General features: G+C 59.5%; 17 protein-coding genes and 1 pseudogene. 9 read left to right on the top strand and 9 right to left on the bottom strand.

Annotated elements, in window-relative coordinates; translation table 11 throughout:
• Positions 1 to 213: 213 nt before the first annotated feature.
• Positions 214 to 798, top strand: coding sequence for a recombinase family protein (locus X727_RS161120; RefSeq protein ID WP_023833577.1), 585 nt, complete (start codon positions 214 to 216; stop codon positions 796 to 798).
• On the opposite strand, the gene X727_RS1000000165480 is transcribed toward X727_RS161120, so the two are convergent.
• From X727_RS1000000165480 to X727_RS161085, 9 genes and pseudogenes are all read right to left on the bottom strand, one after another.
• Positions 795 to 3,467 carry a toll/interleukin-1 receptor domain-containing protein gene (locus X727_RS1000000165480; protein ID WP_023833578.1) on the bottom strand — a complete coding sequence of 891 codons (2,673 nt, stop codon included), beginning with the start codon at positions 3,465 to 3,467 and terminating at the stop codon, positions 795 to 797. The genes X727_RS161120 and X727_RS1000000165480 overlap by 4 nt on opposite strands.
• A gap of 614 nt (positions 3,468 to 4,081) precedes the next feature.
• A complete protein-coding gene (locus X727_RS161110; protein ID WP_245260022.1) occupies positions 4,082 to 4,369 on the bottom strand; it encodes a DUF982 domain-containing protein in 288 nt (95 codons plus the stop codon).
• Positions 4,370 to 4,481: 112 nt separating this feature from the next.
• Positions 4,482 to 4,904 carry a DUF982 domain-containing protein gene (locus X727_RS161105; RefSeq protein WP_306413578.1) on the bottom strand — a complete coding sequence of 141 codons (423 nt, stop codon included), beginning with the start codon at positions 4,902 to 4,904 and terminating at the stop codon, positions 4,482 to 4,484.
• 64 nt (positions 4,905 to 4,968) lie between these two features.
• Positions 4,969 to 5,373, bottom strand: coding sequence for an Hsp20 family protein (locus tag X727_RS0133250; RefSeq protein ID WP_031203865.1), 405 nt, complete (start codon positions 5,371 to 5,373; stop codon positions 4,969 to 4,971).
• Positions 5,354 to 5,554: pseudogene (locus X727_RS0133255) on the bottom strand (heat-shock protein); the annotation flags it as partial. The gene X727_RS0133250 and the pseudogene X727_RS0133255, both read right to left, overlap by 20 nt.
• A gap of 404 nt (positions 5,555 to 5,958) precedes the next feature.
• Complete coding sequence (locus X727_RS161100; RefSeq protein ID WP_023710933.1) at positions 5,959 to 6,165, bottom strand: hypothetical protein; 207 nt, start codon at positions 6,163 to 6,165, stop codon at positions 5,959 to 5,961.
• 81 nt (positions 6,166 to 6,246) lie between these two features.
• On the bottom strand, positions 6,247 to 7,215 hold the full coding sequence (locus tag X727_RS161095) for a GDP-L-fucose synthase (RefSeq protein ID WP_023833579.1): 969 nt from the start codon (positions 7,213 to 7,215) through the stop codon (positions 6,247 to 6,249).
• Between the two features lie 9 nt (positions 7,216 to 7,224).
• A complete protein-coding gene (gene gmd, locus X727_RS161090) occupies positions 7,225 to 8,295 on the bottom strand; it encodes a GDP-mannose 4,6-dehydratase (RefSeq protein ID WP_023804703.1) in 1,071 nt (356 codons plus the stop codon).
• Between the two features lie 104 nt (positions 8,296 to 8,399).
• Positions 8,400 to 9,554, bottom strand: coding sequence for a dihydrodipicolinate synthase family protein (locus X727_RS161085; protein ID WP_023804702.1), 1,155 nt, complete (start codon positions 9,552 to 9,554; stop codon positions 8,400 to 8,402).
• A 229-nt stretch (positions 9,555 to 9,783) separates the two neighbouring features.
• Between X727_RS161085 and X727_RS161080 the strand changes: the two genes are divergently transcribed.
• The 8 genes from X727_RS161080 to X727_RS161045 all read left to right on the top strand — a co-directional run bounded on the left by X727_RS161080 (position 9,784) and on the right by X727_RS161045 (position 19,210).
• Positions 9,784 to 10,842 (top strand): LacI family DNA-binding transcriptional regulator, encoded by a 1,059-nt coding sequence (locus tag X727_RS161080; protein WP_023744188.1) that lies wholly within the window; start codon positions 9,784 to 9,786, stop codon positions 10,840 to 10,842.
• Complete coding sequence (locus tag X727_RS161075; protein WP_023833580.1) at positions 10,839 to 11,849, top strand: Gfo/Idh/MocA family oxidoreductase; 1,011 nt, start codon at positions 10,839 to 10,841, stop codon at positions 11,847 to 11,849. Before X727_RS161080 ends, X727_RS161075 begins: the two co-directional genes overlap by 4 nt.
• Positions 11,846 to 13,447: an acyl CoA:acetate/3-ketoacid CoA transferase gene (locus X727_RS161070; RefSeq protein ID WP_023833581.1), complete on the top strand. Its 1,602-nt coding sequence runs from the start codon at positions 11,846 to 11,848 to the stop codon at positions 13,445 to 13,447. Before X727_RS161075 ends, X727_RS161070 begins: the two co-directional genes overlap by 4 nt.
• The gene (locus X727_RS161065; protein ID WP_023744185.1) at positions 13,440 to 14,216 is read left to right on the top strand and encodes an enoyl-CoA hydratase/isomerase family protein; all 777 of its coding nucleotides are present in this window, start codon (positions 13,440 to 13,442) and stop codon (positions 14,214 to 14,216) included. The genes X727_RS161070 and X727_RS161065 overlap by 8 nt, the downstream gene beginning before the upstream one ends.
• A gap of 10 nt (positions 14,217 to 14,226) precedes the next feature.
• Positions 14,227 to 15,738, top strand: coding sequence for an aldehyde dehydrogenase family protein (locus X727_RS161060; RefSeq protein ID WP_023833582.1), 1,512 nt, complete (start codon positions 14,227 to 14,229; stop codon positions 15,736 to 15,738).
• Positions 15,739 to 15,796: 58 nt separating this feature from the next.
• Complete coding sequence (locus X727_RS161055; protein WP_032888198.1) at positions 15,797 to 17,050, top strand: ABC transporter substrate-binding protein; 1,254 nt, start codon at positions 15,797 to 15,799, stop codon at positions 17,048 to 17,050.
• A gap of 253 nt (positions 17,051 to 17,303) precedes the next feature.
• Entirely contained in the window at positions 17,304 to 18,254 is a 951-nt protein-coding gene (locus X727_RS161050) for a sugar ABC transporter permease (RefSeq protein WP_023671182.1), read from the top strand.
• Positions 18,251 to 19,210 (top strand): carbohydrate ABC transporter permease, encoded by a 960-nt coding sequence (locus tag X727_RS161045; RefSeq protein WP_023671181.1) that lies wholly within the window; start codon positions 18,251 to 18,253, stop codon positions 19,208 to 19,210. The genes X727_RS161050 and X727_RS161045 overlap by 4 nt, the downstream gene beginning before the upstream one ends.
• Positions 19,211 to 19,220: the final 10 nt, after the last annotated feature.

The raw sequence follows: 19,220 nt of genomic DNA on the forward strand, positions 1-19,220 counted from the left end.
CCATCTCCGGCCAACTTTGGTTGTTACAGGCAACACCGATATCGGCATAACTTCTGCCGAGGCGCGCCTCCCACTTGAAGGCTAAGGTGCGTACAGTCACCGTTCAAAAAACCCCTATTGACTACGGCTTGGTAGCTCTTTGATTTCCAAGGCCTTGAAAAAGTCAAAACCGGCGTTCATAAAAGGAGTGTTTCTTGAACACAGGAGGCAAGCATGAAACGGGTAGCGTTGTATCTCAGGGTAAGCACGAAGGAACAGACAACCGAGAACCAGCGGATCGAATTGGAACGAGTCGCTACGGCTAGGGGATGGCAGATGACGGCCATATACGAAGACGAGGGCATTAGCGGCGCAAAGGGTCGTGACAGACGCCCAGGTTATGACCGGTTGCTAAAAGATGCTGTCAGAGCCAAATTCGAAGTGATTATGGCTTGGGACGTTTCCCGTCTCGGAAGGAGCTTAGCGGGGCTGGTGACCGCCCTGGACGAGCTTCACGCTCAAGGGATTGACCTCTACTTGCATCAGCAGGCGATCGATACGACGACACCTTCAGGCAAAGCCATGTTCCAGATGACGGGTGTATTCGCCGAATTTGAGCGATCGATGATCCGAGAACGCGTGAAAGCGGGCCTAGTGCGTGCCAAGTCCCAGGGTATCACCCTTGGCAGACCACGAATTCCAGCAGACCGTGTTTCAATTAACGAAGATCGAAAAAGTGGTCTAACTGTGCGCCAAATCGCAGCGAAACACCGGATATCGGTCGGGACGGCCCACCATTTGCTAAGGCAGACCCCTTAGTCCTTTTTCGGATTCGGAAGACGTCGGGTCGCATTAACTATCCCACTTCCGAGCTTGGAAGCTTTGAACCGTTGTGCCTCGATACGCCTCACAGTCAACCCCAAACGTGCCGACACCCATTGCTTCTCCTCGATATCCATAGGCATATAGTACGAGTAGATTTGAAGCGCGACGCGAAGCACCAGCATCAGAGCACTGTTTTCACCATATTTCTTAATACACTGGTCAATACCATCCCGACTTACACGCCCAGTTTCGTACAGCTTCGCTACCATCAACACACTAGTGAAGTTAAATGAGGGGTATTGCTCAGAGGTATCGCTGCCTTCGTACTGCTCAACAAGGCGTTCTAGCGCTCTAATGGAATGGCTGTGACTAAGGTATCTAGCTAAGCCTGCTTGTGAGAGGTAAACAGACCAGAAAGCAAATATTCGTTGCACCTTTCGCATTTTTTCGTCCAGCGACAATTCGCCCTTGATTGCAATATCTACCTCTGCCCTCGATTTCTCGGCATCAAACATTAGCACCGTGGCAACCGAATGATTCAAGGACGCATATCGGCCGCTAGCTTGAACCATCTTTGTAATGCAAGCCAACACAGAGCTGGCGCTATAAGTACCGGCTCTAGTCGATAGAACCTGCCCGAGGACAGAATGAATACGGAATAGGGCGTTCACGCTCCGCATATATGAATCGCCGTCTATCTCGCCTTGCTTGATCTCAGTGACAAATTCTGAATCGCCTATGCTCGAACTTAAAAATGGCAATGTGTAGCGCGCTACAACCTTGTTGGCTTGGCCAATTATGTCTTGGACCTTTTCTCGCAGAATGACCCTTCGGTTCTCATCAATCTTGGATGTAGCTTCAATATCGGGCTTCTCTTCCAAGGTTATGCCAAGCATCAACTCCCTTGCGCGGTCCGATAGCAACCAGGAATCGGCCTTCGAAAAAAGACCGTCCAGTGTACCAAGAAGGCATCCCATCACATGATCATCGTCGGAGAAATACGCCACGAAAATAATCATGTTAGCGTACTTCTTTTGGAAAATATTTTTGGCGCAGTGATCTATAAATGATTTGTATTTTTCATTCTCATCCTTGGACAGCTGCTTGGCGACGAAGCGAGCGCAAAAGAAATACCAGAGGTACTCTTCGCGAAAGAAGAACCCGCTTTCCTCGTCATCTTCCTTCGCCAAGAAAGACGAAAGAGCCATTTTGCGTAGTGTAACCCGGGATGACAGATAAGTCTCTTGGTAAAAATCTAGAGATTTAGTAAAAAGCTCTTCTTTAAACTCCTTCGATTCTGTCTCTATGAAGGACGAGTAAGCGAGATAGGACAAGAAATTCTTCGATTCATCGAACGCTCTCCAATCTACACCAGCCTTATGAAGCCTGTTCGTCACGAGCGTATCATAGCATGCAGCAAAGGAGGCTACAGCCAGATCTCCTCCAGACGCCGAGTCAAGAAGTTCCAGGAACGTAACCGCAGTATAAGCAAACCGCTCCACTTCCGAGTGATTAAATATCAGCTGAATCTTGTCGTGAGCAACGAGAACTTCTTTGTCGTCGGGTAGAACGTCATGCGCCAGCCCTACTGACTTCCATTTTCCAACAAGCTGGTAGAGTTTGTCGTTTGTCAGCTCATTGATCTTGAATATTGACGGGTCTGGAAGCTCGTCAGCGGTGAATAACACTGACGCAGCACTCGAATACGACAAAATGACCAAGCGGCCGTACGAGTAGACCATATCCTTAATAATAGATTCTTTTACGCGGTCCGGAAGGCCACATTCGTCGAAGTCATCTACGATTATCGTAAACCTACGCTTTGGGAACTCGGTTTGTCCGTACTGCGTCGTGAGCGAGCTATTAATCAACTTTTCGATTTGGGCATTCCGAATTGCTTTGCCCTTAATGAGCACAGCAGGATTCAATAGACTGTCGAGGTAAACTTGCAGCTTTTTGGCGAGGAGAGATTTTCCTGAGCGGTCCTCTCCGGTAATAATCGATGCCCTCTCACTCATCACCGCATCCGCGAATGATTCAAAGCTCGTGAGCTGTTCCTTCTGATTTTCCCAATAAATGTCCGGGTCGATAAAAATTCGTCGCTCATCAAATGCTTCGACATTGGGGTGTTTGATGAAATCGACTTGGAACAGACGATCAATGTAAACATCACTTAATGAAGGGGGCGTATTTTTTTTTTTGAGTTCAGCGATCACGACCTTAACGCCATTGATGACGCTCAGCCACGCGGCGTCCCTCTGCTGTGAGTCCGGCTTGGAACCGGCGTTTCTGGACACAGCGTTACCATCGATCGGTAAAGCATTGAAACTTCGAAGGTCCCCCGCCTCCCAGTCACAATCTCGCACTATTATTGGGACTATTTCGGCCTCGCCCGCCAAGTGGCGTACCTTTGCGATCTCGTACTCGCGGTGGAAACAGTAATCAGAGTGGAGGAAGTCAGAACTTATCAGGAAAAGAAATATGTCTGATGTATTAACTTTTTCGTCAATGGCATCACCGAGCTTTTTACCTGCTGGAATTAAGCGGTCGTGCCACACATCGATAATTCCACTCCGTTTTAAAGCCGACAGATGCTTGACCAACTCATCCTTCAACCACTCGTCATTGTGACTATACGAAAGAAACACGGAAAAAGGTGACATTATTATCTCGCTGTTATCGTTTCGTCGTCGCTTATCTATTTCAAGGAATCGCTTTTCGGCGCGCCAGGCAACTTACAGCCGCCGCGACTTTCAGTTCTGTAAGCCTTTCCAGCGATGATTCAATGGCCGCACACCGTCTAGCTGAGAGAGACCACAATTATTTTCGCACTCGGTAGCAATTACCATCTATAAATTTTCGTCCTTCTCTTCCTGTCACACTCACGTCACACCAAGCCACTCGAAAGCGTCTTTTTCTGTTGAGGATTGCGTGTAGCCGAGAAAGATCGTAGACTGCGTAAGCAGTTGAATTTTTTCAATCTTTCGACAGGAGCGAAGGCGACGTTCAGCGGGAGAGCACTGCATTGACATTGCAGGGGTCACAGGTTCAATCCCTGTCACGCCCACCATCCTTTCAATAACTTAGCCAAGCCCGTTTTTGGCGCACCCCTTCGACGACTTAGCCGGTAAGGCGGCCACCGCTTGTGGCAGCCGCCTCGTGTTTGTGGACATTCTAATGCATGGCGCTCAAAAGTGGCCCCGGTTTTGAGACGACGACATGCATAAAAACAAAGACCTAAAGCGCGTCGTCTGAGTCCGTTCAAACGCGACGCGCTTTAGACGTGGTGCGGGCTTAGCGTCCTTGAAGGCGCAGGCTCGATGCCGTCCTCCATAAGAATATCCTTCTTGCGAGCGAACGCGACGAAGACGCCTCGTGCTGTCTCGGGTTCCACATCACCAATCAGAGCGGCTTTGCAAGCGCGAATAGCAGCTCTCTGCTCCGGGCTGTTGCCACACCATTCGGCTGCGAATTGATAGGCATCTGCGACCGTGTTGAGTTGGCGGGGAAAGCCCAATCCCACCCACACCCGGACTGGCTTTTCAAAAGGTTTCGATAGCATCATGACCTCCTTTCCTAATGCATGTCACCCAGAAGTATGCCGCCGTTCTGGGACAACGACATGCATCAAAACAAAGACTTAAAGCGTGTCGCATGAATCCGTTTCGCGACGCGCTTTAGGCAGTCACTCCTCCGCCTTCGCCACCTCTGCCCATCATCCACGGCATTGTCGTGGATACTTCCTCAAGGATTCTGGCTGCTTTCGCAAAACCGCTGAACGCGTCTCTGGCTGCGGAAAGCGGATAATCGCTATCGAAAGCTCGCTGGCAGGCCCGCAATGCGGTTTGGTGAATGGGGCCGCGCCTGTCCTTCGGCCATTCATAGAGGAACTCCAGAGCGTCCTCGAGACACGTGATTTCCTGAACAAGGTTGTCGCCGCTTTTCACGAAAACGGCGCTGTCAAACATCCGATCGTTCATATGATCCTCCAAATTGAACGAACCATTGAGTTTCATGGTTTGCGCGGTCCAGGCCAACTGCAGGCGCGCGACAGAGGCGCGCCAGTAGGTCCTGCAGTGATCATCTTCGTTTCTCCGCAATCACAGCCTCCCGGCCGGAACCGGGAGGCGGACCCGCAGTTCAAAGTGTGACAGATCGACAGGATTACGCGGCTTTACGCGCGCGGTCCGTGTCTTGCGTGATCTGAGTGGCGGCCGTTGGCGTGTCGCCCACGCCGATGCTGATGCGGCGCGGCTTCAGCTCTTCGGGAATCTCGCGGACAATGTCGATCGAGAGGAGGCCATTCTCCAGTTTGGCTGCCTTGATCTTCATGTGGTCGGCAAGCTTGAACGTCTGCCTGAAACTGCGGTAGGCAATGCCCTGGTGCAGCAGCTGGCGTCCGCTCTGATCATCAGCTTTCTGGCCTACCACGACCAGTTCGGGTCCATGCTGGGTAAGCTCGACCTCATCCTGGCTGAAGCCTGCGATGGCCATCGAGATACGGTAATCGTTCTCGTCGACCTTCTCGATGTTATAGGGCGGCCAGTCNCACGACCAGTTCGGGTCCATGCTGGGTCAGCTCAACCTCATCCTGGCTGAAGCCTGCGATGGCCATCGAGATACGGTAATCGTTCTCGTCGACCTTCTCGATGTTATAGGGCGGCCAGTCTGGACGCGTGCCGCTGTCGAGCATGTCGAAAAGCCGGTCGAAACCGACGGTGGTCCGATAGAGGGTATCAAAGGTTCTCATAGCCACATCCTCCTTGAAGCAACATGGGTACAAGGACGCCGCCCTGTGCGGCGCCGCCATTTTTTGCCGAGCCTTATGGCCTTGGCGGAAATCGAATTAGGAGGCGCCCCAAATGAGTTCAAGAGCATCTCGAATTTTTTTTAGTAGCATCCTTCGCATCGACGGAAAGCGAAATCTGAGTTTCTACGGGACCTTCCCTTCGAACAGTCGAACAGCCCCTTGAAGTACAGATCCGGCGGGAAGTTTTCGCGCGATCTGCGCGACCGCATCGTCTACTGCCCCGCCGTCCCGTTTCGTGTTCAAATGCCGGCCAGCAAGGAACCGGGTAGCGGCCTTCCGATCCGTATCCGCCCTGTCGGGGGCGAAACGTCCCGGCACGTGCCGGGACGTTTCTGGCTCGCGGATCACTGTGGCCGCGGATCGGGCCTGTCGGGCTTGTCATGAGGGGTGTTGTTGCCTTCACGGCACGGTGTGCCGATGCCGCAGCATTTGCCGTTGTAGGTGACACCGGGCTTGGTCTTCTCGCATTCCCTCGGCGGTGCCGTCTGACACCCTGCCAGCACCGAAACCGCGATGGCGGCGAGAAATGCGTTTCTTGAAGTGATAAACATTGACGTTCTCCTTGATGGACCGTGTTTGCTACACACCGCTTGGTCGCGGGCGGCAGCGAAATGGTTCAAGGAAAATTGGAATCAGGCCGCGCCGAGGCGGACACCACCCTTCCCAATATGGTTGAGAAACCACGCATATGTCTGTTCCAATCCACCGCGAAGTGCGTAGCGCGGGCGCCATCCCGTTGCAAACAGCCGCGAAACATCCATCAACTTGCGCGGCGTGCCGTCTGGCTTGGTCGTATCGAAGGCGATATTAGCCTCGACGCCGGCGACCGATGCGACGGTCTGGGCAAGCTCGGCAATGGTGACATCCTCGCCCGAACCGACATTGACGTGGCCGTCGCCGGCATAATTCTTCAACAGCCAGACCAAGGCATCGGCGGCGTCGTCGACATGCAGGAATTCACGCCGTGGCGTGCCCGAGCCCCAGACATTGAGGCTGTTGCCGCCGCTCAGCGCCAGCGCATGCGCCTTTCGCATCAGGGCCGGCACGACATGGCTGCTCTGCAGGTCGAAATTGTCACCCGGTCCGTAGAGGCTGGCCGGCATCGCCGAGATATAGTCGACCCCATGCTGGCGCCGATAGGCCTGGCACAGTTTCAGCCCGGCGATCTTCGCGATCGCGTACCATTCGTTGGTCGGCTCGAGCGGCCCGGTCAGCAGGGCGTCTTCCCTGATCGGCTGCGGCGCGAGCTTTGGATAGATGCAGGACGAGCCGAGAAACAAAAGCTTGCCGACCTCGCTGCGAAAGGCGCCGTCGATGACATTGCCCTGCATGACCAAATTGTCCTGCAGGAAATCGACCGGGAACCGGTCATTGGCCAGGATACCGCCGACCTTGGCGGCCGCCATCACCACCGCATCCGGCCTGTGCTCGGCCATCCAGCGCTGCACCCCTGCCTGGTCGAGCAGGTCGAGCCTGTCGCGCGAGATGGTGAGTATCTCGCAGTCCTCGCTCGCCAGCCGGCGCACGACGGCCGAACCGACCATGCCGCGATGCCCGGCGACGAAGACACGCTTGCCCTTCAGCTCAAATGTCGCGTCCATCGGCCTGCCTCACGCAGAACGGCTGTTCTGCCGCGTGCCGCCGGCCGCGCGCGCCAGATCGGCCTGCACCATTTCCGTCACCAGATCCCTGAATCCGGTCGTGTGCGACCAGCCAAGTCTTGCCTTGGCCTTGGCGGGGTCACCGAGCAGCAGATCGACCTCGGTCGGCCGGAAATAGCGCGGATCGATGCGCACCAGGACAGTGCCCGAACCGGCATCGACACCAACTTCATCGACACCCTCGCCTTGCCAGCGGATGGTGCGTCCGGTCTCGGCAAAAGCCAGTTCGACGAATTCGCGCACCGAATGCGCCTCACCAGTCGCCAGCACGAAATCGTCGGCTTCACTGTGCTGCAGAATGCGCCACATGCCCTCCACATAGTCGCGCGCATGGCCCCAGTCACGCTTGGCGTCGAGATTGCCGAGATAGAGCGTGGCCTGAAGGCCGTGATGGATCGAGGCGACGGCCCGCGTGATCTTGCGGGTGACGAAGGTTTCGCCGCGTGTCGGGCTTTCGTGGTTGAACAGGATTCCGTTGGCGGCGAACATGCCGTAAGCCTCGCGGTAGTTGACCGTGATCCAGTAGGCGTAAAGCTTGGCCGCGGCATAGGGCGAGCGCGGATGGAAGGGCGTCGCCTCGCTTTGCGGGACCTCGCGCGCCTTGCCGTAAAGCTCCGACGTCGATGCCTGATAGAAGCGCACCGACTTCTCCAGGCGCAGGATGCGGATCGCCTCGAGCAGCCTGAGTGTTCCCAGCGCATCGGCATTGCCGGTGTATTCCGGCGTCTCGAAACTCACCTGGACATGACTCTGGGCGCCGAGATTGTAGATCTCGCCGGGCTGTGTCTCCTGCACCAGGCGAATAAGGTTGGTCGCGTCGGTCAGGTCGCCATAATGCAGGAAGAAACGCGCACCGCGCTCGTGCGGATCGACATAGATGTCGTCAACGCGCTCGGTGTTGAACGAGGACGAGCGGCGTTTGACGCCATGGACAATATAGCCCTTCTGCAGAAGCAATTCTGCGAGATAGGCCCCGTCCTGCCCGGTAACCCCGGTGATGAGCGCCACTTTTTCCGTCATTGCCGCTCCGTCCGCATCCAATCCCGGCAACCGAATACAGATTTGGCGCGAGAACGCAAATCCCCCATACGGGGGACAGGTTTCAGCCAGCGATTGTGTCGTTCTCAGGCACCTGCAACCGCGCAGAAATGCTTCATCCTGGCCAGCGCAAGCTCGGGATCGGCGAGCAACCCTGCCTGGTCGGCAAGGCGGAAGATGTCGGCATAGTGCAGGATGCCGCGCGCCGACTGCATGCCGCCGACCATGGCGAAATGGTCCTGATGGCCGTTGAGCCAGGCAATGAAGACGATGCCGGCCTTGTAATACTCCGTCGGCGCCTCGAAGATCTTGCGCGACAACGGCACTGTCGGCGCCATCAGCGCGTCAAAGCCGGCGCGGTCGCCGTCAGCCAGTTTCGCGAGCGCCGCACTGGCGACCGGCGCGATGGCGTCGAATATGCCGAGCAAGGCGTGCGAGTGCCGCTTCCCGTCGCCGGCAATCAGTTCGGGATAGTTGAAATCGTCGCCGGTGAACATGACGACGCCTTCCGGCAACCGGTTGCGCAAGGCAACTTCCTTGCCGGCATCGAGCAGGGAAATCTTTATCCCCTCGACCTTGCCGGCATGACGCTCGATGATGGCGACGACGGTGTCGAGCGCGGCCTCGAAATTGCCGCTGCCCCAATAACCTTTCAGTGCAGGATCGAACATGTCGCCCAGCCAGTGCAGGATGACCTTGCCGGATGCCTGGCTGAGGATGCGATCGTAGACCCTGATATAGTCGTCCGGACCCTTTGCGACCGCTGCCAGCGCCCGGCTGGCCATCATGATCGCCTTGCCGCCCTCGCCTTCAATGAAAGCGAACTGCTCCTCATAGGCGGCGATCACATCTTCGAGTGATCTCGAATTGGCCGGCGCCAGATGATCGGTGCCGGCGCCCGAGGCGAGGTCTGCGCATTCGACGCTGCGCGCCTCGGCGATCGAGCGCCGGATCAATTCCTGCGCATTCGCCCAGTCGAAACCCATGCCGCGCTGCGAGGTGTCCATCGCCTCGGCGATGCGGAAGCCAAGCCGCCACAAATGATGCCGAAACGCCATCGTCTTGTCCCAGTCGACCGCAGGCTTCGACCAGGGGTCGGTCATCGCGAAAGGGTCGGCGACGACATGGGCCGCGGCATAGGCGATGCGCGGGAAAACCGCACCGATTACGGGCTCGACCGGACTGCCCGCGAGCTTGTAGCTGACGCGGCCGCCATTCTGCGTAGGCAGGGTGATATCCATGGCAACCTCCGTTTTCGGCATCCTATAAATGGAACGTTCCAATAAATCAAGAAACTTTATGATTCCGGCGATTGAACCGGCCCAAACGTTGAAGAAGGCTAAGAGTCCTTGCTCGGAACCACATTCATCACCTTTTCGATCTCCGCAAGAATCCCGATTGACTCTCGTTTGGCAGAGTGATTAGAACGTTCCAATAGATTTTCTCATTTAGGCGGAGGAAACCACCGACATGGCCAGCCGGGCCAAGGCAACGATCCTGGACATCGCCCGCGAGGCTGGTGTGTCCAAATCGACGGTGTCGCTTGTGCTGCAAGGCTCAGGGCTGATCCGGCCTGAAACCGCGGTCAAGGTTCGCAAGGCGATCGAGGATGTCGGCTATGTCTACAACCGCGGCGCCGCCAATCTGCGCAAAGCCCATTCCAACGTCATCGGCATGGTCATCAACGATCTCACCAACCCCTTTTTCGCCGAGCTGGCGGTCGGCATGGAGCGCGTCTTCCAGTCGGCCGGCATCGTGCCCTTCATCGCCAACACGGCGGAGAACCCGGTGCGCCAGGAAGAAGTGCTGAAGTCGCTGATGGAACAGGGCGTCGCAGGCCTGATCGTGTCACCGGCACGCGGCACCACGCCGGGCGCCTTCCGTCGCCTCGAGATGGCGGGCGTGCCGGTCGTCTTCGCCATGCGCCGCCTGCCGGACAGCCGCATCCCGGTGATCGCTCCTGACAACCATCGCGGCGCGTATCTCGCCGCCGCCCATCTGATCGGCAAGGGCCATCGCCGGCTGGCCTTCTTCGGCGGCACCTCCGACCTGGTCGTCTATCAGGAGCGCCTGGGCGGTTTTCGTGAAGCTTGCGAGACATTGGGCATGGCCAGACGCGACGTGCTTGTCGTCGAAGGCGAGACCAGCCGCAGGGGCGGGATCGCCTGCCTGGAAACCGCCCTTGCCATGGCCGAGCCGCCGACGGCGGCGCTGTGCTTCAACGACGCCGTCGCCTTCGGCGTCATGCTGGCGCTGCGCAAGCGCTGGCTGGAGCCCGGCGCGGATTTCGCCGTCGTCGGCTTCGACGACGTGGTCGAGGCCGAGCATTATATGCCGGCGCTGACCAGCGTCTCGGTGGACACACCCGGCCTCGGCGAACGCGCCGCCCACGTCATGCTGAAGATGATCCAGTCGCGCATCACGCATGCCGAGGACCATATCGGCGCCGTCAATCTAGTCGTCAGGGACAGCTGCGGTCCCGATCGCGGCGCCCAGGACACATCAGCAGGAATGGGAGACGCGGCATGAGCGTCAAATGGGGACTGATCGGCGCCAGCACGATCGCCAAACAGTTCATGATCAACGCCATCCGCGCGCAAGAGGGTGGCGAGATCGCGGCGGTGATGAGCTCCAGTCCGCAGCGCGCCAAGACTTATGCCGCGGAACAGAATATTCCGCTTGCCGTCTCGAGGCTGGACGACCTGCTCGGCGCCGAAATCGACGCCGTCTACATCTCGACCACCAATGAACTGCATCTCGAACAGGCATTGGCTGCGATCAAGGCGGGAAAGCATGTTCTGTGCGAAAAGCCGCTGGCGCTGAACAGCGCCGACGCGCGCACAATGGTCGCCGCCGCCAAGGAAGCCGGTGTCGTGCTTGGCACCAATCATCATCTGCGCAATGCCGGCGCCCACCGCGCCATGCGCGACGCCATATCAGCCGGCCATATCGGCAAGCCGATTGCCGCGCGCGTCTTCCATTCCGTCTATTTGCCGGAAAACCTGCAGGGCTGGCGCATTACCAAGCCTGAGTCCGGCGGCGGCGTGGTGCTCGACATCACCGTGCATGATGCCGACACGCTGCGCTTCGTGCTCGGCGACGACCCGGTCGAGATTTCGGCCTTCACCCAGTTGGCCGGCATGGCCAGCAGCGGGCTGGAAGACGGCGCCATGTGCATCTGGCGCTTCGGGTCGGGCATCATCGCCCAGTCGCATGAAGGCTTCACAACCAAGTTCGCCGATACCGGCTTTGAGGTGCATGGTTCCGAAGGTTCGCTGGTCGCAAAAAATGTGATGACGCAGAAGCCAGTCGGCTCGGTGCTGCTACGCACCGCCAAAGGCGAGGAAGAACTGAGCTTCGACCGAGAAGACCTCTACGCCAGGTCGCTGCGCCAGTTCCATGCCGCCATGCGTGGAGAAGGCCAGCCCTCCGCCACCGGCGAGGACGGCGTCTGGTCGCTGGCCTCAGCCGAAGCAGCGTTGCAGTCGGCAAAGTCCGGCAAGGCCGTCACTATCGATCCGAAAGGTGTCGTGTGAGCAAGCTCGTCTCCGCCGCTGAAGCAGCAAGCCTCATCAAGGACGGCATGACCGTCTCCGTCTCGTCGTCGAGCGGCCTTGGCTGCCCTGACGCCGTCCTGGCTGCCATCGGCGAGCGCTTCGACGCCGAAGGCCATCCGAAAGACATCACCACGCTGCATCCGATCGCCGCCGGCGACATGTATGGCATCAAGGGCATCGACCATCTGGCCAAGCCCGGCTTGTTGAAGCGCACGCTCTGCGGCTCCTATCCCTCAGGCCCCTCCTCGTCCGAGCCGCCGCAGATATGGAAGATGATCGGCGACAATTCGGTCGCCGCCTACAACGTGCCCTCCGGCATCCTTTTCGACATGCACCGCGAGGCCGCCGCCAAGCGGCCGGGCGTGCTGACCAAGGTCGGCCTCGACACTTTTGCCGACCCGCGCCACCAGGGCTGCGCCATGAATGAGGCTGCAAGCGAGCCGATCGTCTCGGTGCAGCAGTTCGACGGCGAGGAATGGCTCTATTTCCGCTCGATCGTGCCCAACGTTTCGATCATCCGCGCCACCACCGCCGACGAGCGCGGCAACCTCACTTACGAGCATGAAGGCGCCTATTTGGGCGGCCTCGAACAGGCGCTCGCCGCGCGCAACAATGGCGGCATCGTCATTGCGCAGGTCAAGCGCGTCGTCGAGAACGGCACGCTGAAGCCGCATGACGTGCGCGTGCCCGGCGTGCTGGTAGACCACATCGTGGTGGCGCCGAACCAGTTGCAGACGACGTTGACGCCTTACGACCCGGCGATTTCGGGCGAGATCTTCCGGCCGTTGTCCAGCTTCCGCAACGCTGAGATGAACGTCCAGAAAGTAATCGCGCGCCGCGTCGCCATGGAATTGCGCGACGGCATGGCGGTCAATATCGGCTTCGGCATCTCGGCAAACGTGCCGCGTATCCTTCTCGAGGAAGACCAGCACGGCAAAGTCACCTGGGTGATCGAGCAGGGCGCCGTCGGCGGCGTGCCGCTGCTCGACTTCAAGTTCGGCTGCGCTTCCAATGCCGAGGCGATCATGCCCTCGCCGCACCAGTTCATCTATTTCCAGGCCGGCGGCTTCGATGCCTCGCTGCTCTCCTTCTTGCAGATCGACCGCCATGGCTCCGTCAACGTGTCGAAACTCTCGGCCCGGCCACATGTCACCGCCGGGGCCGGCGGCTTTGTCGACATCACGGCACGGGCGAAAAAGATCGTCTTCTCCGGCTTCTTCAATGCCGGCGCAAAACTGTCGCTCGCCGATGGCGGCATTCGCATCGATGCAGAAGGCAAGGTGAAGAAGGTGGTCAACGAGGTCGAGCACATCTCCTTCTCCGGCAAGCGCGCCGTCGCACAAGGGCAGGACATCACCTACGTCACCGAGCGCTGCGTGATGAAGCTGACGCCGGACGGTCTGATGGTGACGGAACTGGCGCCTGGCATCGACCTCGAACGCGATGTGCTGGCGCAGTCCGAAACACCGCTCGGCGTCGCCAACGACCTCAAGGTGACACCGGCGGCGCTGTACCAGGATCGGCCGATCGGCCTGTCGCTGAATGGCGGCGCTTCTCTCGGAGGCGCGCATGGCTGAGCGCCTCGTCACCTTCGAGCAGGACGGCGCCATCGGTATCGTCACGCTGCGCCGGCCGGAGAAGTTCAACGCGCTGGACATTCCAATGCTGCGCGCGCTCGAGACAGCGCTCGACGAAGCCGAAATGGCTGAAGGCGTGCGCGTCGCGCTGATCCGCGGCGAAGGCAAGGGCTTTTGCGCCGGCGGCGATGTCGAGGCCTGGGGCGAGATGAGCGCTGCCGACTTTCAGGTGCAATGGGTGCGCTACGGCCACCGCGTCTTCGACCGACTGGCGCGGCTGCGGCAACCGACCATCGCGGTGCTTTCCGGCCATGCGTTGGGTGGCGGGCTGGAGCTGGCAGTCGCCTGCGACTTCCGTGTCGCCGAAACGCAGGTGAAGCTCGGCTTTCCCGAGACATCGATCGGCGTCGTCCCCGGCTGGTCCGGCACGCAGCGCGCCGTGCGCCGCTTCGGGGCGCAGATCGTGCGCCGCATGGCGCTCGGCGGCGAGGTCTTTGCCGCCCCCGACGCGCTCGCCCTCGGCATTGTCGATCGTGTGGTCGAGACCGGCCAGGCGCTGGCAGAGGCCAGGACTTGGGCCGAAAAAATCGCCGGGCGCGGGCCGCTCGCAACCGAAGCCGCCAAGCTGATGATCGCAGTCGCCGAAGGCGAGGAAAGTGCGGCCGCCACCGAGGCGCTCGCCAGCGGCTTCGTTGCGCTGACCGGCGACCTCAAAGCCGGCGTGAGCGCCTTCAAGGCCAAGCAGAGGCCGGCCTTTTCCAGATCTTAGAGAAAGCATGATGAACGCACCGCTCAACATTTCCATGCCGGCCGAGGCGTCCAAGGCGCCGAAGGTTTACAAGCTCCTGATCGACGGCAAGCATGTCGATGCCCGTGACGGCCGCACGATTGCGCGCAACAGCCCCGGCCATGGCTTCACCGTTTCGCGCTATGCGCAGGCCGGCGAGGCCGAGGTGGAGGCGGCCATGCAGGCCGCGCACAAGGCATTCGAGACCGGCCCGTGGCCGCGCACGAAGGCGGCCGAGCGCGCAGCCATCCTGCTCAAGACGGCCGACCTGATCGAGGCCCAGCTCGAAGACATCGCCCGACTCGATGCGCTGGAATCCGGCAAGCCGATCGCCCAGGCGCGCGGCGAGATCGGCGGCGCCATCGACATCTGGCGCTATGCCGCCTCGCTCGCCCGCACGCTGCACGGCGAAAGCTACGCCAATCTCGGCGACGCCATGCTGGGCGTGGTCCTGCGCGAGCCGATCGGCGTCGTCTCGATCATCACCCCGTGGAATTTCCCGTTCCTGATCGTCAGCCAGAAACTGCCCTTCGCGCTCGCCGCCGGCTGCACCGCGGTGGTCAAGCCGAGCGAAATGACCTCGGCCTCGACCTTCGTGCTCGGCGACATCCTGATGCAGGCCGGCCTGCCCGCGGGCGTCGTCAACATCCTGGCCGGCCTCGGCGCCGATGTCGGGGGGCCGATGGTCAGCCATCCGCTGGTCGAGATGGTGTCGTTCACCGGCTCTACCCGCGTCGGCAAGATGACCATGGCTTCCGCCGCGCAGTCGCTGAAGAAAGTCTCGATGGAGCTCGGCGGCAAGAACGGCCAGATCGTCTTCCCCGATGCCGATCTCGAGGCGGCCGCTGACGCAGCAGTGTTCGGCGGCTTCTTCAACGCCGGCGAATGCTGCAATGCCGGCAGTCGGCTGATCGTGCATGAAGCCATCGCCGACGATTTCCTCGCCACTGTCAAGGCCCTGACCGCCAAGGTAACGGTCGGCGACCCACTCGACGACCGAACCAAGGTTGGCGCGATGATTTCCGCCGACCATCTGACCAAGGTCGCAGATTACGTTGCGGCAGCAGCAAAAGACGGCAGCAATGTCTATAGCGGTGGCGGCCAATTGGCGTCCAATGCCGGCCAGTACCTCGATCCGACCATCATTCGCGGCGTTACCGAAGACATGGCTATTGCGCGCGAGGAAGTGTTTGGCCCGGTGCTCTCCGTGCTGACTTTTGGATCGATTGAAAAGGCGTTGCACATCGCCAACAACACGCCCTATGGTCTGTCGGCAGGGGTGTGGAGCGCCAGCATCGACACTTGTATGTCGGTGGCGCGTGGTGTGCGTTCGGGGACCGTTTGGGTGAACACATTCATGGAAGGCTTTCCCGAGCTGCCATTCGGGGGCTACAAGCAGTCCGGCATCGGACGCGAACTCGGCAAACGCGCTGTCGAGGATTATACCGAGGAAAAGACAATCCAGTTTCATCGCGGCCAGCGCACCGGTTGGTGGGTCGGCTGAGTTTGGAAGAACCCGGTGGGCTTCCACCGGTCGTGTAATGCAACAAGGGAGGTAGAACATGTTGCGCAAAATGCTTATCGGAACGGCTCTGGCGACGGCCTTTGCTTTCTCGGCCCATGCCGAGGACGTCAAGGAAGTGCAGATGCTGCATTGGTGGACGTCGGGCGGCGAAGCGGCTGCTCTCAACGTCCTCAAGGGCGACCTTGCCAAGGAAGGCTATGCCTGGAAGGACGTGCCGGTGGCCGGTGGTGGCGGCGACGCCGCCATGACTGCGCTGAAGGCGATGGTCGCGGCCGGCAATTACCCGACCGCGTCGCAGATGCTCGGCTACACCGTGCTCGACTATGCGGCGGCCGGCGTCATGGGCGACCTGACCGAGACGGCGAAGAAGGAAGGCTGGGACAAGTCGGTTCCGGCAGCCCTGCAGAAGTTCTCCGTCTATGACGGCAAGTGGGTCGCTGCTCCAGTCAACGTCCACTCCGTCAACTGGCTGTGGATCAACAAGGCGGTGATGGACAAGATCGGCGGCACCGAGCCAAAGACCTTCGACGACTTCGTCGCCCTGCTCGACAAAGCCAAGGCGGCTGGCGTTATTCCGCTCGCCCTTGGCGGCCAGAACTGGCAGGAAGCCACCATGTTCGACTCGGTTGTGCTGTCGACCGGCGGACCTGAGTTCTACAAGAAGGCCTTCAACGACCTCGACGACGAGTCCCTCAAGTCGGACACGATGAAGAAGTCGTTCGACAACCTCGCCAAGCTCGTCACCTATGTCGACCCGAACTTCTCGGGCCGCGACTGGAACCTTGCCACCGCCATGGTCATCAAGGGCGATGCCCTGGTGCAGGTGATGGGTGACTGGGCCAAGGGCGAGTTCAACGCCGCCAAGAAAACGCCGGGCACCGACTTCCTGTGCTATCGCTTCCCGGGCACGGAAGGCTCGGTGGTCTACAACTCCGACATGTTCGGCATGTTCAACGTTCCGGACGACCGCAAGGCCGCCCAGGTCGCGTTGGCCACCGCCACCCTGTCGAAGAGCTTCCAGTCGGCCTTCAACGTCGTCAAGGGTTCGGTTCCCGCCCGTACCGACGTTCCGGACACCGACTTCGACGCGTGCGGCAAGAAGGGCATCGCCGACCTGAAGGCTGCCAACGAAGGCGGCACACTGTTCGGCTCGCTTGCCCAGGGCTATGGCGCGCCTCCGGCGGTCGCCAATGCCTACAAGGACGTCGTTTCGAAGTTCGTCCACGGTCAGATCAAGACCTCGGACGAAGCCGTGACCGAACTGGTCAAGGCAATCGACGACGCCAAGTAAGCCCTGGCCAGCAAGACACCTTTCCCGCTTCGGCGGGGAAGGGTCGCCTCAGGATTGGCCGGCTGGCGCAATTCCAGGAAAAGTGTGAGCGGTTTTCCGGCCGGAATTGCGTAAAAGAAAGAGTTAGAGAGGTTCGCCGTTTCCGTGAAACGGTGAAACCCTCTTGAACACCATGCCGACCAGAGACCCGTATGCACGGGGCCGCCTTGCCTCCTGACGGCAGAGCACGGACGACCCTAACGGGAGGAGCCTCATGAGCAGTGTAGCGACGACCCAGATCAAGCTGACACCCGAGCGGTCTCGCCCCTCCGTGCGCGCGCGATTGCAGGACGCGCTGCCGAAGATCGTGCTGGCGCCGAGCTTCGCCATCACCATCGTCTTCGTCTATGGCTTTATCCTGTGGACTGTCTATCTGTCCTTCACCAATTCCAAGACCTTCCCGTCCTATGTCATTACCGGACCACGCGCGTATCTACGGCTGTGGGGCTGGACGTTCGACTCCGACCCGCCATCGAGCTGGTACACGTCGATCGTCAATATGGGCATTTTTGGCTTTCTCTACATCGCCATCTGCCTGGCGCTCGGCCTGTTCCTGGCCATCCTGCTCGACCAGAAGATTCGCGGCGAAGGCGTGTTGCGGCCGATCTATCTCTACCCGATGGCGCTGTCCTTCATCGTCACCGGCGTCGCCTGGAAATGGTTCCTCGACCCCGGCCTCGGTCTTGAGCAGACCTTGCATCAGTGGGGCTGGACGAGCTTCCATTTCGACTGGATCAAGAACAAGGATTTCGTCATCTACACGGTGGTCATTGCCGGCGTCTGGCAGGCCTCCGGCTTCATCATGGCGATGTTCCTGGCCGGCCTGCGTGGCATTGACGGCGAGATCATGAAGGCGGCGCAGATCGACGGTGCCACCACCTTTCAGCTCTACCGCCGCATCGTCATTCCGCTGCTGCGGCCAATCTTCCTGTCGGCCTTCATCGTGCTCGCGCACCTTGCCATCAAGTCCTACGATCTCGTGGTGGCGCTGACCAGCGGCGGCCCCGGTGGCTCGGCCTGGCTGCCGTCCAACTTCATGTATGAGTACACCTTCAAGCGCAACGAAATGGCCGTCGGCTCGGCCAGTGCCGTGATCATGCTGATGACCATCGTCGCCATCATCGTGCCCTATCTCTATTCCGAACTGCGGGAGAAGCCGCGATGAGCGCTGTCGCCACCCCTGCCCGCCCCGCTGCTTCCCAAAAGGCCTCCGGCGGCATGAGCACCAAGACCCTCAACCGCATCGTCATCTACGGGCTTCTGGCGCTGTTTGCGCTGTTTTATCTGATGCCGCTGTTCGTCATGCTGGTGACCTCGTTCAAGACCATGGACGAGATCCAGAACGGCAACATGCTGGCGTTGCCCACGGCGCCGACCTTCGACCCGTGGCTGAAGGCCTGGGGCGAGACCTGCGTCGGCCTCACCTGCGCCGGCATCAAGGGCTATTTCTGGAACTCGATCAAGATGGTGGTTCCAGCCGTACTGATCTCGACCATGCTCGGCGCGCTCAACGGCTACGTCTTGACCAAATGGCGTTTTCGCGGCGCCACGCTGGTGTTCGGGCTGATGCTGTTTGCCTGCTTCATTCCGTTCCAGTCGGTGCTGCTGCCGATGGCGACCATCCTCGGCAGCCTGGGACGTTTCGGCGTGAAGCTGCAGAATGCGACGGGTACGAGTTTCGGTCTCGGCAATCCGACGGTCAACCTGGTCTTCGTCCATGTCGTCTACGGCATCGGCTTCACTACACTGTTTTTCCGCAACTATTACGAGGCATTCCCGAACGAGCTGATCAAGGCCGCACAGGTCGACGGCGCCTCCTTCTTCCAGATCTTCCGCCGCATCATGCTGCCGAACTCGATGCCGATCTTCGTCGTCACCGTCATCTACCAGTTCACCAACATCTGGAACGACTTCCTGTTCGCTTCGGCTTACGCCGGCACAGGCGACTCCATGCCGATGACGGTGGCGCTCAACAACGTCGTCAACACCTCGACCGGCGTCGTCGAATACAACGTCAACATGGCGGCCGCGATGATCGCGGCTCTGCCCACCCTGATCGTCTATGTCGTCGCCGGCCGCTATTTCGTGCGCGGGCTGATGGCTGGCGCGGTCAAGGGCTGATCAATTCGGA

It is taken from the genome of Mesorhizobium sp. L103C105A0 (assembly GCF_000502215.1).
GTDB lineage: Bacteria > Pseudomonadota > Alphaproteobacteria > Rhizobiales > Rhizobiaceae > Mesorhizobium.